At 41.0% G+C, this 15,266-nt stretch carries 14 protein-coding genes; 8 read left to right on the top strand and 6 right to left on the bottom strand.

Annotated features, from left to right (window positions below; translation table 11 throughout):
• Positions 1 to 540: 540 nt before the first annotated feature.
• Positions 541 to 2,748 (bottom strand): polyphosphate kinase 1, encoded by a 2,208-nt coding sequence (ppk1, locus tag MsAg5_RS08440; RefSeq protein ID WP_338100192.1) that lies wholly within the window; start codon positions 2,746 to 2,748, stop codon positions 541 to 543.
• 302 nt (positions 2,749 to 3,050) lie between these two features.
• Between ppk1 and MsAg5_RS08435 the strand changes: the two genes are divergently transcribed.
• Complete coding sequence (locus MsAg5_RS08435) at positions 3,051 to 3,794, top strand: hypothetical protein (protein WP_338100191.1); 744 nt, start codon at positions 3,051 to 3,053, stop codon at positions 3,792 to 3,794.
• Between the two features lie 63 nt (positions 3,795 to 3,857).
• On the opposite strand, the gene MsAg5_RS08430 is transcribed toward MsAg5_RS08435, so the two are convergent.
• Together MsAg5_RS08430 and MsAg5_RS08425 are read right to left on the bottom strand one after the other, a co-directional pair.
• A complete protein-coding gene (locus tag MsAg5_RS08430; RefSeq protein WP_338100190.1) occupies positions 3,858 to 4,241 on the bottom strand; it encodes a hypothetical protein in 384 nt (127 codons plus the stop codon).
• A gap of 49 nt (positions 4,242 to 4,290) precedes the next feature.
• Positions 4,291 to 4,500, bottom strand: coding sequence for a hypothetical protein (locus MsAg5_RS08425; protein ID WP_338100189.1), 210 nt, complete (start codon positions 4,498 to 4,500; stop codon positions 4,291 to 4,293).
• A 363-nt stretch (positions 4,501 to 4,863) separates the two neighbouring features.
• Between MsAg5_RS08425 and MsAg5_RS08420 the strand changes: the two genes are divergently transcribed.
• The 4 genes from MsAg5_RS08420 to MsAg5_RS08405 all read left to right on the top strand — a co-directional run bounded on the left by MsAg5_RS08420 (position 4,864) and on the right by MsAg5_RS08405 (position 8,839).
• Entirely contained in the window at positions 4,864 to 5,622 is a 759-nt protein-coding gene (locus MsAg5_RS08420) for a sugar phosphate isomerase/epimerase family protein (RefSeq protein ID WP_338100188.1), read from the top strand.
• A gap of 873 nt (positions 5,623 to 6,495) precedes the next feature.
• A complete protein-coding gene (locus MsAg5_RS08415; protein WP_338100187.1) occupies positions 6,496 to 7,044 on the top strand; it encodes a sugar O-acetyltransferase in 549 nt (182 codons plus the stop codon).
• Positions 7,045 to 7,253: 209 nt separating this feature from the next.
• The gene (locus MsAg5_RS08410) at positions 7,254 to 8,102 is read left to right on the top strand and encodes a hypothetical protein (RefSeq protein WP_338100186.1); all 849 of its coding nucleotides are present in this window, start codon (positions 7,254 to 7,256) and stop codon (positions 8,100 to 8,102) included.
• Positions 8,103 to 8,569: 467 nt separating this feature from the next.
• Positions 8,570 to 8,839, top strand: a complete 270-nt coding sequence (locus MsAg5_RS08405; RefSeq protein ID WP_338100185.1) for a hypothetical protein — start codon at positions 8,570 to 8,572, stop codon at positions 8,837 to 8,839.
• A gap of 147 nt (positions 8,840 to 8,986) precedes the next feature.
• On the opposite strand, the gene MsAg5_RS08400 is transcribed toward MsAg5_RS08405, so the two are convergent.
• The 3 genes from MsAg5_RS08400 to serB all read right to left on the bottom strand — a co-directional run bounded on the left by MsAg5_RS08400 (position 8,987) and on the right by serB (position 12,458).
• On the bottom strand, positions 8,987 to 10,063 hold the full coding sequence (locus MsAg5_RS08400; protein WP_338100184.1) for a hypothetical protein: 1,077 nt from the start codon (positions 10,061 to 10,063) through the stop codon (positions 8,987 to 8,989).
• 762 nt (positions 10,064 to 10,825) lie between these two features.
• Complete coding sequence (locus MsAg5_RS08395) at positions 10,826 to 11,680, bottom strand: coiled-coil protein (protein ID WP_338100183.1); 855 nt, start codon at positions 11,678 to 11,680, stop codon at positions 10,826 to 10,828.
• Positions 11,681 to 11,792: 112 nt separating this feature from the next.
• Entirely contained in the window at positions 11,793 to 12,458 is a 666-nt protein-coding gene (gene serB / locus MsAg5_RS08390) for a phosphoserine phosphatase SerB (protein ID WP_338100182.1), read from the bottom strand.
• Between the two features lie 415 nt (positions 12,459 to 12,873).
• Here serB and MsAg5_RS08385 point away from each other — a divergent pair, with 415 nt between their 5' ends.
• The 3 genes from MsAg5_RS08385 to tmk all read left to right on the top strand — a co-directional run bounded on the left by MsAg5_RS08385 (position 12,874) and on the right by tmk (position 14,953).
• Positions 12,874 to 13,527, top strand: coding sequence for a hypothetical protein (locus tag MsAg5_RS08385; RefSeq protein ID WP_338100181.1), 654 nt, complete (start codon positions 12,874 to 12,876; stop codon positions 13,525 to 13,527).
• An 81-nt stretch (positions 13,528 to 13,608) separates the two neighbouring features.
• Positions 13,609 to 14,268 carry a hypothetical protein gene (locus MsAg5_RS08380; RefSeq protein WP_338100180.1) on the top strand — a complete coding sequence of 220 codons (660 nt, stop codon included), beginning with the start codon at positions 13,609 to 13,611 and terminating at the stop codon, positions 14,266 to 14,268.
• Positions 14,269 to 14,341: 73 nt separating this feature from the next.
• Positions 14,342 to 14,953 carry a dTMP kinase gene (gene tmk, locus MsAg5_RS08375; protein ID WP_338100179.1) on the top strand — a complete coding sequence of 204 codons (612 nt, stop codon included), beginning with the start codon at positions 14,342 to 14,344 and terminating at the stop codon, positions 14,951 to 14,953.
• The last annotated feature ends 313 nt before the right edge of the window (positions 14,954 to 15,266 follow it).

The raw sequence follows: 15,266 nt of genomic DNA, 5'->3' as shown, positions 1-15,266 counted from the left end.
TGTTCCGTTTTCCGCAACTGCTTCTAACAATACAGGTTTTATTTGTTCCGTTTTCTGCAACTGTTTCTAACAATACAGGTTTTACTTGTTCCGTTTTCCGCAACTGCTTCTAACAATACAGGTTTTACTTGTTCCGTTTTCCGCAACTGCTTCTAACAATACAGGTTTTATTTGTTCCGTTTTCTGCAACTGTTTCTAACAATACAGGTTTTACTTGTTCCGTTTTCCGCAACTGTTTTTAACAATACAGGTTTTTATTTTTCCAATTTTGCATTGCTGTTTCCAACTTGCACCTTCCGATCCTACGATATCCGCTTAAACAGACGCAAAGCGTCTGTTTAAGCGGGATGGTTTGGTTGGAACAAAAAGAAAAAACAACGAGTGAAACAATTGAAACAAAAAGAAAAACAGCAGACAGAATATATTGAACTCAAAACCAAAAATCAACCCTAAGTTTCATTGACGCCAAACAAAAAAGTGCCGCCGTAACGCGCGCGCATGCCGCCGCCCCAAAAAAGAAAAAAGGAAAATCGGATTTTATCAATCCCATTGATCCTGGTTTGTCGTCATCCAAATTTGAGAATCCAGCGGCTCGGCGCCGTCCGGACGCTGATGCCGGACAAATGAACCATCAGAGAGGCCGATTCTTAACTTAACGTTGTCGTCCAAGTGCTTTTGGAGAATGACGTCTTTGATTTTTCGGAGATAATCCGGATTGACCGGGAACAAAATCTCAACGCGGCGGTCCAAATTCCGCTGCATCAAATCGGCGCTGCCCAAATAAAGCTCTTCAGCGCCGTTGTTGTAGAAATAATAGGCGCGTGTGTGCTCGAGGAACCGGCCGACAATGGACGTCACCGTGATGTTTTCGCTGACGCCGGGAAGCCCGGGCTTGATGCAGCTGATGCCGCGGATTTGAAGGTCGACTTTCACGCCGGCCATCGACGCCAAATACAATTCTTTAATGCATTCGGGATCGACGAGCGAGTTCAGCTTGAAAAGGATGTAGCCGTTGCCGTTCTTTTTGTGGCTTTCCACTTCGCGGCGAATCTTTTGGATAAATTCGCTGCGGAGCGAACTCGGCGCCACCAACATTTTTCTGTATTTGCCCTTTCGGGAATAACCGGTCAGGCTGTTGAAAATGTCGACCGCGTCTTGTCCCATCACCGGATCAGCCGTGAAATACTCAAAGTCCGTGTACACTTTCGCGGTTCCCGCATTGTAATTGCCGGTGCTCATGTGCATGTACGGGACAATCGTGTTGTCCTCCTGGCGCAAAACCAAACACATTTTGGCATGCGTTTTCAGGTTCGGGACGCCGTAAACGACGTGAATGTTCGAGTGCTCCAGCTCTTTCGCTTTGGAAACGTTGTTTTCCTCATCAAAGCGGGCTTTCAGCTCAATCAGAACAGCCACTTGTTTTCCGTTGTCGGCGGCGTCTTTCAAATATTGAATGATCCGGGAATTGCGGTCCACGCGGTAAAGCGTGATTTTAATCGCCACCACATCCGGGTCAACCGACGCGGCGCCGACGAAATCGATCATGCTGTCGAAACTGTCGTACGGGCGGTAAATGAGAACGTCTTTTTTCTTAATCCTGGAAAAAATATCGGAATCGGGCGCGTCCAAATACTTTTTCTTCTTGGGCGCAAACGGCGGATATTTTAATTCAGGCCGGTCAATGCTGCAGATTTCGGAAATGGACACAAGTCCCACCGGCGACTTCAGCGCTTCGACCTGCGTCGACCGGAGTTTCAAATTTTCAAGCAGAATTTTCAGGACGTAATCCGACATCCCGTCATTGATTTCGAGACGCAGCGGCGGACCGAAATAATTGACGCCCGACTTCTTTTCAATTGATTTCATCAAACTGAAATCGCCGTCGTCGTCAATGCCCAAATCGCCGTCGCGCGTAATCCGGAACGAATGCGCTTCTTTGATTTTCTGGCCCGGGAAAACCATATCCAAGTTCGCCAAAACGACGTCGTCGATCCAAATGAAATTATACGTGTCCGACTTTGATTTCTTCATGCCGGGCGCAAACGGCACCGGAATTTGAGTGTTGCTCAAAGGTGAATTCGACACCGACAAGTCGTCGCGTCCCGGAATCAAAATCAACCGTTTGACGTTGTTCGGAATTTTGACGCGGACGAAAACGTCGCCGTAAAGCGTATCCGACAAAATGACCGCGAAGTTGATGCTTTGATTTGTAATATAGGGGAACGGGTGGCTGGAATCGTAAGCCAACGGCGTCAGTTGCGGGAAAATGTTGCGCCGGAAATAATCGGTCAAATATTCCCGCTGGTAGTCTTCCAATTCGTTGTGTTGAAGGATATTGATATTGTTTTTCTTCAATTCCGGCATCAATTCGTCTTCCCAGCAGGCTTCCATTTTATCGAGCATGACAGCCAGTTCGGAATAAATCTGCTGCATCTCAAAATAAGCATGGTTGGCCGTTTCCAAGCTCATGCCTTCCTCCAAAACGCGCTTGTGAACGGTCGGGATCCGGACCATGTAATATTCGTCCAAATTGCCGGCAAAAATCGACAGGAAGCGCACGCGCTCAAGGAGAGGATTGCTTTCGTCGAGCGCTTCTTCCATGACGCGCATATTGAAATGGAGCCAGCTGAAATCCCGTTCCACATAAAGCGACGGATCGTCCAAATCGATGCTGTGGGACAAAACCGCCGGCGACGACGAAGTGTTTTCCGGTTCGGGCGAATTATTTTGTTGAAGCGGCGTTGACATAAAAGGCACCTTGAAAATCTGAATCGGAATAATTGATTAAATCGAATCATTGATTAAATTGTGTTTTTAGTTACGAACTGCCGAAATATAAGATTTCGGTATGGAGAATATAGAGAACTATAAAAAATATTGAGATTTTAAAAAAATAATATCCGATTAATATAAAAATCTGTTGAATAATTTTGAAAAATAAAATATATCATAATCACTAAAAATCAAATGTTAAAGTCAAAACGAATCAAACTGAAACTTTAACAAAAATTGGGGAAATACAATTTGTAAGAACAACGTGGTGATTCAAAATGAATAACAAAAATATTATCCTCATCATTCTATTTCTTTGCGCCATACTCATTGTAGCTTTTGCTTTTGTTTATCCTTCTTTGAAGTCGACAGAGAATGAAGCAAACAATTTAAACAGCACAAATGGAAATGGTGCACATAATTCAAACGAAACAAACGATTCAAATATCACAACAATTACGAAAGTCGGAAACGAAAGCGGACCTTTTGTTATGGTTGGTGCTCAAGCGGATACACCAAATTATTCTCTTGAAAATTTGGGACAATTATCTGACTTGATTGTTTTTGGAACTCTTATTGAAATCAAACCGGCTGCATGGAGTACGCCGGATGGGGAAGAACCGGCCGGCGTCACACGTTCCTCCGGTGTTTTTGAAGATGGAACGCCTTACCAAATGATCAGTATAAAATTAAAACCGGACGAGATGATATATACCGATTTGATTTTTGAAATTGAAGATACATATAAAGGAAATGAAACATCTGGCAAAGTTGCCATTCGTGTAATTGGGGGGGAGTACAGCGATATTAGTTTCCCAAATCCAAGTGAAAGTGTTGATCTTAGACAATTCAAGGAAGGAGACAAATATATCGTCTGTTTGGTTAATGACAGAGGACCTTTAAAGGATATTGAGCCTAAACATTATTCATTACGAGAAAAACTTCCTCTTCAAGACGATGGAACCTTTTTCTACAAAAATAAAAACGTCACAATTGAAGACGTGAAAAATGCTATTCCATAAAGTTGAAATGAAATTTCCATCTCTTTGATGGAAATTTCATTTCAATTTTGCATGTCGGTCAGTTTAAATTGGCAACCCCCATATTTCCCGAATCACAAGCTTTAATTTGTAAACGCCGACGGATGGACCTGCATTTTGCCGGACAAATTCTTGACCGAAAACAACCGACTTGATGAGGCGAAATGTCAGAACCAACGACGACATAATGACTGAAGCCGGCGAATTCTTTTTTCCAAACATCAAGAAAATGTCGATGCCGCCAAGAATTGAAGTTACAATGAATGTTATCGGTAAAGCGATTTGTTCTAACGGGACTTCAAAAAGTGAAGAAATGAACAACGAAACAGCAACCGTGGCAATAATGCAAATTAGTTGTACAATCCACAAATATACTGAAAAAATGGCGATGGCTTCCACCCAGTTTTTCAGGATTCTTTTGACATTCATATATTTCTCTTCCTCCTGACTTGATTTTATATTCTAAATCTACTCTTTCTCATCTACTCTTTCTCATTTGTTTATCCATCTTTAATCTCTTCTCCGTCCAGTTTTTTCTAAAATCCAAAATCATGTCTGCCAGTAAAAAAATAATTCCGGAAGCTTCGAAAAGAATGTAAACAATCAGGGCTGTAACTGATGAAATGTCGCTCAGAAAGTCTGTCCAGTCACTTTTTCCCAAATCGAATAACTCAATGACCATCGTCAAAAAATTTAATCCAAACAAGGTGACCAAAGAGCAAAAAACTCCGGCAATGGTCGTTATGACGACAACGCTCAGGTAGTATCCGTTGCTTTGGATGATTCGGATTAATCTTTGACGATAATAAATAATACCAACTCACTTAAATATTTAATTACATATTGAAATTTTTAATAATTGTGAATATTATTTTATTGATTTTTATTCCATGATTTTGAATGAAATAATATCGGTTGAATTGTTTTAAAGAATAATCGACGATAAAACCTGCAAATATAAAAAGCGGATGATTTTGACAAAATCGAAAAATTTATCATTGAATTCTTCAAAATCCATACCCTTTTATTCAAAAACAACATCAGAAAAACTATGATTGGTGTTTCAACAATTGCATTATTTGACAAAGATCTGGATGCTGCCCTTTCCGAAATCGAAGAATTCGCCGGGTTTGCAGAAATCTTTTCGGAAGGAAAACATGATATTGTCGCGGATTTTAAAAAGAATCCGAACATCGACTGCCTTTTTTCGCACAATCTTTCTTATTCTGTCCATGCGCCGACGCAAGACGTTAATTTAGCGAGTCTTCGTGAAAAAGTCCGCTTGACCGGGCTTGACGTTATTTTGGAAAGCGCTCATGTCTGTCAGGAAATTGATGCCGGCACGTTGGTCATTCATCCCGGATATATGCCCCTGAAAAGTGACGGGTTTTTCGAAAAATCCAAAGCGGCACTCCTTCAATCGCTGCGCCGGCTTTCTGAAATTCAGGAAGAAACCGGTGTTCAGATTTGCGTAGAAAATATGCCTGATGTCGATTTTTATCTTTTCCGCCGGCCGGAAGAAATTGATTTGGACGCATTCGACCTGCCTTTTGCGCTCGATATCGGACATGCCCACACGACAAAAACGCTGGACGAATTTTTGAACCGGCGGGTTGATCACTATCATATTCATGACAACGACGGAAAATCTGATTCACATTTGGCTTTTGGGGACGGAAATATCGGGGAGACTGTTCTGGATCAAATAATTCAAAAATCTAAAAAAGAAAATGCGACACTGATCGCCGAATGCAAAAAAATTGAGGATGCAGAGAAGACATTTAAAATATTGGGGTCAAAAATTAAATAAATATTATAATTATCCTCTTAATAATATATATCGGTTAATATAAATAAGATGAACCGCGTATAGTGATTTGTTAAGAAGCTCAACCTTCGCCGATTCAAAGGTTCGGCACCGTTTGATCTGAAGATCTCCGGGGGACCGGAAAATCTGATGTATCAAACAAATCCGAAAGGAAAATCCAAAATCAAAGTCTAACCCTGACTTAACCCGGGATTCATCCCGACTCCAACTTCGGAAATCTGACCCCGAATCCGAAAGGAAATTCCAAAAAGGACCCGACCGAAAAACTCCGAACCGAAAAAAATCAAAAACGGAACCGGACTCACTGAGTGAAAAACGATTTGAAAAACGGGCCGGAAAGTTTGGTTGCCGGCGAATTTGAAATACGGAGCCGATATTGAAATTTTATATTTCATGGCTCCTGCTTCTTAACATACAGCAAAAACACCAACAACCCCCCAAAAATGAAAATAAATAATGCATACAATATAATATAAACAACTCAAGGAGAATACAAAATGTCTTGGAAAACAAAACTTGTTCTGTTTTTATCGGCAGCTTTGACCGCTTTGGGTTTGATTGTTTTGTGGAAATATTTGACCAAAAAATAAAACGTGTGAATAATTTTTATTTCTAAATCTGTTCTTGACAATTTTACCGTCGGGTTTGTTTTTGTAACTTTTCTTTTCTTTGTTACGCTTTGCTGTTCTTCTTTGTTACACTTTACTGATCTTCTTTTTTATGCAAACCGTTTCGATGGGTTACAGCGATACATTTTTATTTAAATCTTCAAAATCAACCTGTTCCAAATAGTGTTCTTTGAAAGGGAACAATTTTATTCAATGAATTCTATAATTATATCTGCGAGAAAAAAACATGACGGAACAAAAAAATGAATCTGACGCTTTATATCCTTCCGGCAGCGAAAAATTGGACCGGGAACGTGCTTATGCCAAAGGATTATGTCATGAACATAATCAGCTTCACCCGTCCCAAATGGATGAACGCAATGCCATTTTAAGAAAACTGTTCGGCAAAACCGGTAAAAAATTCCTTATCGAGCAGCCGTTTTATTGCGACTACGGATACAACATCGAAATCGGTGAAAACTTTTACATGAACCACGGCGGCGTCATCTTAGACTGCGCGCAAGTCACGTTTGGCGACAATGTTTTCATTGCGCCGAGCTGCGGATTTTATACCGTCGGGCACGCGACCGACATAGAGGAACGCAACAAAGGAATGATTTATTCCCACCCGATTCATGTCGGCAACGACGTCTGGATCGGCGGCAGCGTCATTGTTTTGCCGGGCGTCACGATCGGCAACGGCGTTATTATCGGCGCCGGCAGCGTAGTGACGAAAGACATTCCCGACAACGTCATGGCTTTCGGAAATCCGTGCCGCGTGGTTCGGAAAATATAACGGAACAGAATGCCTGAACTTGTGAACCATTAGATTTATAATAAGTATATGGATATACTAATGTAATAAAATATTACTTATTCACAACAAATCCTTTTAAAAAACAGAATACAAAAAAATAGAATACAAAAAACAGAAAATAAAAAACAGAAAATAAAAAACAGAAAATAAAAAACAAAAAATAAAAAAACATAGCCAAAGGTGAATCTGTGGGAAAATTGAATCGAGATCATGTTGAATTAATTGTCGTCTTGGGCGTGATCTCCATGATTTTTTTGGCCGGTTTGCTTTTTATTAATCTGAATCAGCCGGATTCACCGTATCCCGGAAACAATACCATCCCAAAACCGGCGCAAGCGGTGTCGGTGAACACAACCGGCGAAGAAGAGGCCGGCCGCACAGGTTCTGTTTCCGGTTCCGGTTCCGAGATTATCATTCTCAACAGCGGCGAAAGTCCGAGTTTTTATAATTCAACCGTTTACAACATGTCCGGAACCTACATTTATGTTCAGATCGGCCGGACGTCGGATGTGATTATCACCGGAACCGTCCTTGAAATTCAATCTCCTGAATGGAACACGCCGGACGGAAACGCGCCGGGTGCTATCATAACGGATATCCAAACGTATCCGGAAGAAACGACTTTTCAGTCCGGTGAATTGAATTTGCCGCCGGAAGAACGCATCTACACCGACGTCGTCATTGAAGTCGCCAACGTTTACAAAGGAAAACCGGATTCATCGATTGTGGTTCGGACATATGCGGGGACGGTCGGCAACCTGAGATTTGAAAGCGACGTCGATCCGGAAGACTTCGCCTTTGACGAAGAGTATTTTTTGTTCTTGGAAAATGATTCCGGACCGCTCAGAGACGTCGGAGAGTTCCATTACGTCGTGTCGGGTCCTTCCGGACGCATTCTTCTTTTGGAAAACGACACCGGTATGGATAACCACGGAAAAATCATTAACATGAAAGATGTGAAGAAAAGCATCGTTCTCAGAACACAAACCATCTCCGGCATCGTTATTCATAAAATTGTAACGGAAGGATCCGAATAACACAGCGGATTCTCAATCTGTTTCGAAAAAAATTCCGTCGCTTCGCTAGGAATTTTTTATGGGCGGTGGAAATCTGATTCCGCATGTTTGCTTCGCAAACGGCTCCCTTCGGTCGCTAAAAATATGATTTTGCTTGTTCCAACTTCCCGTGCAAACCATCCCGATTAAATCAGATGCGAATCGCATCTGATTTAATCGGAATCCGATCAGTAGATACATTCCAATTTACAGAACAGATTGCATTGACCGGTTTATAGTTTCAGATTGCACCTACAAGTTGACTGTTTTTAGATTGCAGTTTGCAGCAATGTTTTCCAACAATACAGTCTTTTCTTGTTCCGTTTTGCATCAACTGTTTCTAACAATACAGTCTTTTCCTGTTCCGTTTTGCAGTAACTGTTTCTGACAATACAGTCTTTTCTTGTTACCGTTTTGCACCTTCTGTTTCCAACAATACACATATTTACTTGTTCCAATCTGCACCTGCTGTCAGCTATTCCAATCCTAACAGTTGCGATATCCGCTTAAACAGACGCCAAAGGCGTCTGTTTAAGCGGTGCGGTTTGCTTGGGACGAAGAAAGAAAAGCAGGAGCAAAACAATCAAAACAAAAAGAAAAGCAGAGCAAAACAATCAGAAAAAAAAGAAAAGCAGTGGCAAAACAATCGGAACAAAAAGAAAAGAAGCGGACAAAATATTGGAACAAAAATAAAAATTGCAGACAAAAGTAATTCGTAAAATAAACAGATTGGAAATGGAATTGAAAAATAGAATTGAAAAATAGAATTAAAAAATGGAATTGAAAGATTATATTGAAAAAAGAGTGATCAGTCCGAACTTAATTTTTCTTAAGTTCGGACGTGGTGATTAATGTTTTTTGTTGAATCAGCTGAAGTACATCATCTCAGCCATCATCAAAACCATGAGAATGCCGGCGACTCTGACGGCTTTTGTCTTGAACATGCCGTTAAAGACGGATTGTTCAAACCAAGACTCTTTTGTCACGGCTGTTCCGGGCTGAACGGCTGCGAACAAGGACGGCACTCCATTTCTGATAAAGGTGCAGACTTTAATGATCATCCAAATCCAAATCATGTAGAAGATCACGTCTGTCAAGCCAAGGGCCAAGAACGGCACCCAGTCGGTTGTCATGAATGGTGCGACGTCGGCAAAGAATGTTGCCGGGGACGGGATGACGGCCAAGATTCCTGTTCGGATGCCGATCTTCAACAGGACGATGAAGTTGAGAATCAACATGAAGAATGAAACCGGGATGTAAGCAATGGTTCTGGACGTCACCTTTCTCTTCAGAATCAACCGGTTGGCGGCGTAGAGGAAGAAGGTGATCACAATGAAAGTGCCGGCCAACTCAAAGAGATCTGTTGAGGCGATGCCGCTCTCGATCATTGAGAAGTAAAGCGAAATATCCGTGAAAATCAACGCGGCAACAGATGCGGCGATGACGGCTGCTTTCTTCTTGAATGCCGGCGACAATGCCGAAAACTTTCCGGAAAGGAGCGCCTTGACTTCGGATTTGTCCTGCACGGTGTTCAGCACATTGATCGCGGTGAAGTAGAAGAACATGATCCAAATCATGAACGCCAAATTCACCATGAAGCCGGCCGGTTCTTTGTTCAGGTACAAATTAAAGACGACGCCGTAAAGGAAAACGGCTGCGTAAATAAAGAAGACAACGCCGTGGAACAACACGTTTTGTTTGTATTGGAACATGTTTTTGAACGACATGTAAAAGATTCCGGCGAACAAAAAGACCAAAACATACAAACCTGCCAGTGAAAAGGCAGATCCGATCAAACCGGCCAACGACAAATTCGGGAGGCCGGTCGCAGCAATCAGGAAGAGGATTGGCAATATGCAAAAGAATGCGCAATCCCAAACTGAAACTTGGGTGTTGTAGAGCTTTGTTTTGACAACGTCGAAAACTTGGGACAGAATCATCATTGATCACTATTTTTCAAACTGTTTTTGATTTCTTTTTTTCACATGATATTGACATCATAGATTACAATCATATTAACTCGTAAATATATTCGAACATATATATAGGTTTTTATAAAAATAAAAAAATAAATAATAATGTTTATAATTTAGGAATTTTTCCGAATAAAAACGCAATGAAGAGCCGATTTATTAAATCGAATTAAATAATATCCCGCTAAAATATTAAAAAAATGAAATAAAAATCAAATTATAATTATTAATGTTGGAGCCGATATGGAATAATTTTCAACGAATCCCATCAAAATAACAGAATAATAGGTAGGATACTCACAAAGTTTTGTCAAATAACTGTTTGCCAAATGTCAAAAATGAATTAATTGTGGAAAAATCTCTAACATTTTATAAAAATAAATAATTAGATAAAATCAACATCTTTTTCAAAAATCAATTTTATTTTTTATTTTATTTCTTTTTAAAAACAAATTCGGGTGAGGTCATAAAATAAAATCGGCTGCGGTGACATGCGCGCAGGTGCCGCAAATTATCGTAAAATCATAAAATAACAAAAGAGAATCACAAAATCATAACGCAGCAAAAAGGAATCGCCATATAAAACCCTTTCAGAATCAATGATTATAACGCCGTTGTAAAAAACGGTCTAAAAAATCTCAAAAAAACGTCGCAAAAATAAGAAAAAACAAAAGAGAAAAAACAAAAAAGAGAAAATTAAAAAAGAAATGAAAAAGAGAAGGTCTCTTTTTCTTAGTATTTGGATCTTTGAAGAGCCATCAAGTCTTCCATGGTGAGCTTGCCGCCGTCTTTGAACTTGTCCATAATGCCCTGAGCATCTTTTTCAAGTTCTTCTTTGTCTTGCTTGGTCTTGGTGTCCTTGTCTTTCTTCTTGGATTTTCCGGTTTCTTTGTCGATGTCGCGGATTTCCTTTTGCGCTTCAATGAAGACTTTGTGCTGTTCGTCAGCAGCTTCTTGTGCGCGGATGAAGTTCTTGTGCGCGACGTCGGATTCGGCGCGGACGCGGTCGGCGTCTTTGAACGCGGCGATCATTTGTTCGTGATAAACTTGAGCCTGTTCGGCATAAACGGAAAGCTGAGCGTGGTATTCGGAGGCTTCGTCGCGAATGACTTGGGCTTGGTCCAAAATTTCTTTGAGCTCGCTGTTGTCGTCCAACGTCTTTTTCTTGTCGTTGTATTCTTGTTCCAACTCTTTAATTTTGGTCACGAGTTCTTTTTCCTTTTTCGGAGACATGACGCTGGTCTGTTGTTGGAATTCGAGCGCATCGATTTGTTTGCGGATTTCTTTAATGGACGGACCGTCGAGGTTGCTATCTTTTTTAAGACCGTCGGCTTGAGCAAAAAGCTCGTTGGCGCGTGCGTTGGTGGTGTCGCGAAGTTCTTTGTACTTGCTGACGTTCACGTTGACTTCGTCGCGCTTCACTTTTAAGTCTTGGGCAACCAGAATCAATTCTTTGGTCTTGTTGTTGAGTTCGTTTCTTTCGGCCGCATACTTGCTTGCCTCAGCGTTCAACTGGTTTCTCTTTTCTTTAGCCTCTTCAGAGATATCTTTTAACTCTGTTTTTCTTGTTTGCAGTTCTTTCATCATTACCCGGTCCCCCCTCTTCAACCGGTACGCACGCGTTAACGCATGTCCGCTTGAAATCGGTTTCCTATAAAACGCGTCACGAAAAATTAAACCGGACGCGGCGGTCTTGAAATTAAATAATTAAATCTTTGAGAATCGGAATCAAACACCGCAGATCCTTTTCGTGGACCGCGATATTCGCTTGTTGCTGAACAGACGGTTTGGCGTTAAACGCAATCGAAAAACCTGCTCGTTTGAACAGGCAGACGTCGTTTGCGCCGTCACCGACGACAACGCATTCCGAAAATTGGAATCCGCATTCGTCAACGATTTTTTCAAAGACCTTTTCTTTTGAATTCGTTGTCCGGAGCGGTCCGATCGCTTCTCCTGTGAGAAGGCCGTCTTTGACAACCAATTCGTTTGAAAATACATAATCAATATTGAGCTCGTGTTTGAAACGATCTGCGGCCACACTGAAGCCGCATGTGATCATCGCCGTTTTGCCGCCGATCGAATGAATATATTCGATCAATTCCGGCGCGCCCGGCATGATTTGAATTTTGTCAACGGACGCCATCGCTTTTTCGTAAGGCAGGTCTTTCAAAAATGCGACCCGCTTCAGAAACGATTCCGTATAGTCCATTTCCCCGTTCATCGCCAGCCGCGTGATTTGAGAAACTTCATCGGCAGCGCCTGCGGCGGCCGCCAGTTCATCAATGACTTCGGCGTCAATCAAAGTGCTGTCCATGTCAAAAACGAATAATTTAAAACTCGGCGCAGCACACGTAGAACAGTTCACAAAAATCAGACTCTTTTTTCTGATGGGAAATAAGGATTGGGCAACCCGTTGATAAATATGATCTTCAAGGTTGACAATATATTCGAATTATATATAATTTAAACCATATAAACCAAAGACGTCTCAAAAAAGTTTCAAAAAACATTTTCTAAAAACGGTTTTCACCGGTTTTTTTGGCTTGATGCAAAAACAACATGCCGCCACAAGATATCGAAAATAAATCCCGCTGCGGTGTTTGAGATTGCTGTTGAATGGGTGAATGAAATCCATTGCTTTTAAAGTTTGTGCTGATGGGTGGTCAATGATAATATATAGAGCCAGAATGAGCGGATTTAATATTTTTTGAACCAATCTTCAAATTATACTAATGTTAAGATAGAATATATTTAATTGCATAATATATAATTTGTAAAACATGAAAATGAAAATGAAAATTTTACTGATCGGGGTTTTGGTTTTTCTTTTTGTTTTTGCGGCCGGGTGTTTAAATTCAAATAATGGAAACACCACGGAAAATAATGCCACAGATTCCGGTGTCAAATACAATTCAAGTTATGTAACAGCTAGATATATGCCTCCGCCAATACCACGCGATCAACAATCAATTTATCTTTTAAAGTATCCCAACTATGATTATGCAAGTCCTCAAAAAGATGGCCTTGAAAATGATTCTGATCTGATTGTCTACGCAACAATAAAAGAGATTCAACCGGCATCTTGGTCAACAGCTGACGGAAAAATGCCTGCGGAGTTGCGTGAAAAAGAAATACAAATCGTGACGGAAAACGGACCTGTGGATTACAAAGTTCTTTGGTCGGATGGGTATGAAGATATTTATACCGACGTCATTTTTACGGTGGATGAATGGGCGAAAGGAAACAGTTCCGATGAAATTAAAGTTCGTTTTACCGGCGGCCAAGTCGACAATGTTGTCAGAGATGATCTCGGATTTCCGGATCCGAGAAATTTAGAAGTTGGAGATCAATACTTGTTGTATTTGACTTACTATTCCGACGCTTATGAATTGAGATATCCGAATGGAATAGAAACGATTACGGTTAAAAATTAAGAGAGATTCCGACGGAATTATCGCCAACAGGTCACAATTTTTTAAAAACAATAATATAGAATCAAAACTGTTGAGATCAATATGAAAATTAAAATCATATTGATCGCATTTTTAATCTTTTTTTCTGTTTTTACAGCCGGATGTTTGAACCAAACCGATATCAACGACACAATTCCGGAAACGAACGATTCAATCCCCGAAGCCAATAACTCTTCTGAACAAAATGGCATTCATTACAATTCAAATTATCAGGTAACGGATTTCGAATATGGCCGCTATGAAAATGTTCCGAAAGGGGAAAATTCAAAATATCTGACAACGGAAGCGAACATATCCTATATGTATAGTTCTCCGGAAAATCTTGAAAACGCCGACCTGATTGTTTACGCAACGGTCAAAGAAATCAAACCTTCGTTTTGGGTGACAAAAGGCGGCGCAAAGCCGTCAGAATTGACATACCGGTACGATTCTTATCACCAAGGTCCGACCGCCAGATCCGATGATATTGAAATTTGTACGGATATTGTGTTTACCGTTGACGATTGGGTTAAAGGAAACAGTTCCGATGAAATTACGGTTCGTGTTGTCGGCGGTGAAGCCAATAATGTTATTCAATACAGGGAAATGTGGCCGTCTCCTTGGGATTTTGAAGAAGGAGACCAATGTCTTCTTTATTTAACATATTATTCCGACGCTTACGAATTCCGTGCGCCGAATGGTGTTAAAACAGTTGTGAACTGAGAGATTTCCATTTTTCTTTTTTTTAATTTCAAAAAGCAATCCTTTTTATCAAAAAAAACCATAAGAGAGGTTTATGCTTGGAAAATTAATCACTTTTGAAGGAATCGATGGTTCCGGAAAAAGTACAATGCTGGCGCTTCTCCGCGAAAACGCTGGCCTCAAACAACTCGGCGACATCGCGTTTACCCGCGAGCCGACTCAAAATACGCTCACGGGAAAAGCCGTTTATGCGGCGATTGAAAGCGACGTCGACCCGATGGCGGAACTCTTTTTGTTTATGGCCGATCACGCCGCCCACGTTGCGGAAACGGTCCGTCCCAACATCGCCGCCGGAAAAATCATGATTTCCGACCGCTATTCCGACAGCCGGTGCGCCTACCAAGGCGCGACGCTGGAAAAAGTCATTCCGAATGCGCTCGATTTTGTCAAAAATTTGCATGAGGGATGGACGGTCGTTCCGGATTTGACGTTCGTTTTTGATCTCGCGCCCGAAGATTCCGTCGAACGCTGTAAAAACCGCGGCGAAAAGACGAAGTTTGAAAAAATTGAATTCTTAACGCACGTCCGCGAAAATTTCATGACGCTTGCCCAAGCGGAGCCGAACCGGTTTGTAATTCTGAATGCGAAATTGCCGCCGGAAGACAACGAAAAAATAATTGTGGAAAAAATAAAAGCGCTTCTTTAAAGCGTTTTTTTTTAAATTATTTTTAATTTTTTTTAAAAATTCATATCCCATTTCTTTTTTTATTCAAGCAAACCATCCCGCAAAATCAGACGCTTTGCGTCTGTATTTTGCGGAATTCAATCAGCAGATACATTCTATTTTATGGTACAGATTGCATCTACTGTTTCCAACAATACAGTTGTTTCTTGGTACCGTTTTGTATCTTCTGTTTCCAACAATACAGTTGTTTCTTGGTACCGATTTGTATCTTCTGTTTCCAACAATACAGTTGTTTCTTGGTACCGATTTGTATCTTCTGTTTCCAACAATACAG

This window comes from Methanolapillus africanus (assembly GCF_032714475.1).
Taxonomy (GTDB): domain Archaea; phylum Halobacteriota; class Methanosarcinia; order Methanosarcinales; family Methanosarcinaceae; genus Methanolapillus; species Methanolapillus africanus.
The sequence above is the reverse complement of the archived record's forward strand: the minus strand, read 5'-3'. Positions and strand labels throughout refer to the sequence as shown.

What these genes read in the sequence shown, in the direction of transcription:
- ppk1 (WP_338100192.1), bottom strand. Translation starts at nt 2,748, where the DNA reads ATGTCAACGCCGCTTCAACAAAATAATTCGCCCGAACCGGAAAACACT.
- MsAg5_RS08435 (WP_338100191.1), top strand. Translation starts at nt 3,051, where the DNA reads ATGAATAACAAAAATATTATCCTCATCATTCTATTTCTTTGCGCCATA.
- MsAg5_RS08430 (WP_338100190.1), bottom strand. Translation starts at nt 4,241, where the DNA reads ATGAATGTCAAAAGAATCCTGAAAAACTGGGTGGAAGCCATCGCCATT.
- MsAg5_RS08420 (WP_338100188.1), top strand. Translation starts at nt 4,864, where the DNA reads ATGATTGGTGTTTCAACAATTGCATTATTTGACAAAGATCTGGATGCT.
- MsAg5_RS08415 (WP_338100187.1), top strand. Translation starts at nt 6,496, where the DNA reads ATGACGGAACAAAAAAATGAATCTGACGCTTTATATCCTTCCGGCAGC.
- MsAg5_RS08400 (WP_338100184.1), bottom strand. Translation starts at nt 10,063, where the DNA reads ATGATGATTCTGTCCCAAGTTTTCGACGTTGTCAAAACAAAGCTCTAC.
- MsAg5_RS08395 (WP_338100183.1), bottom strand. Translation starts at nt 11,680, where the DNA reads ATGATGAAAGAACTGCAAACAAGAAAAACAGAGTTAAAAGATATCTCT.
- MsAg5_RS08385 (WP_338100181.1), top strand. Translation starts at nt 12,874, where the DNA reads ATGAAAATGAAAATGAAAATTTTACTGATCGGGGTTTTGGTTTTTCTT.
- MsAg5_RS08380 (WP_338100180.1), top strand. Translation starts at nt 13,609, where the DNA reads ATGAAAATTAAAATCATATTGATCGCATTTTTAATCTTTTTTTCTGTT.
- tmk (WP_338100179.1), top strand. Translation starts at nt 14,342, where the DNA reads ATGCTTGGAAAATTAATCACTTTTGAAGGAATCGATGGTTCCGGAAAA.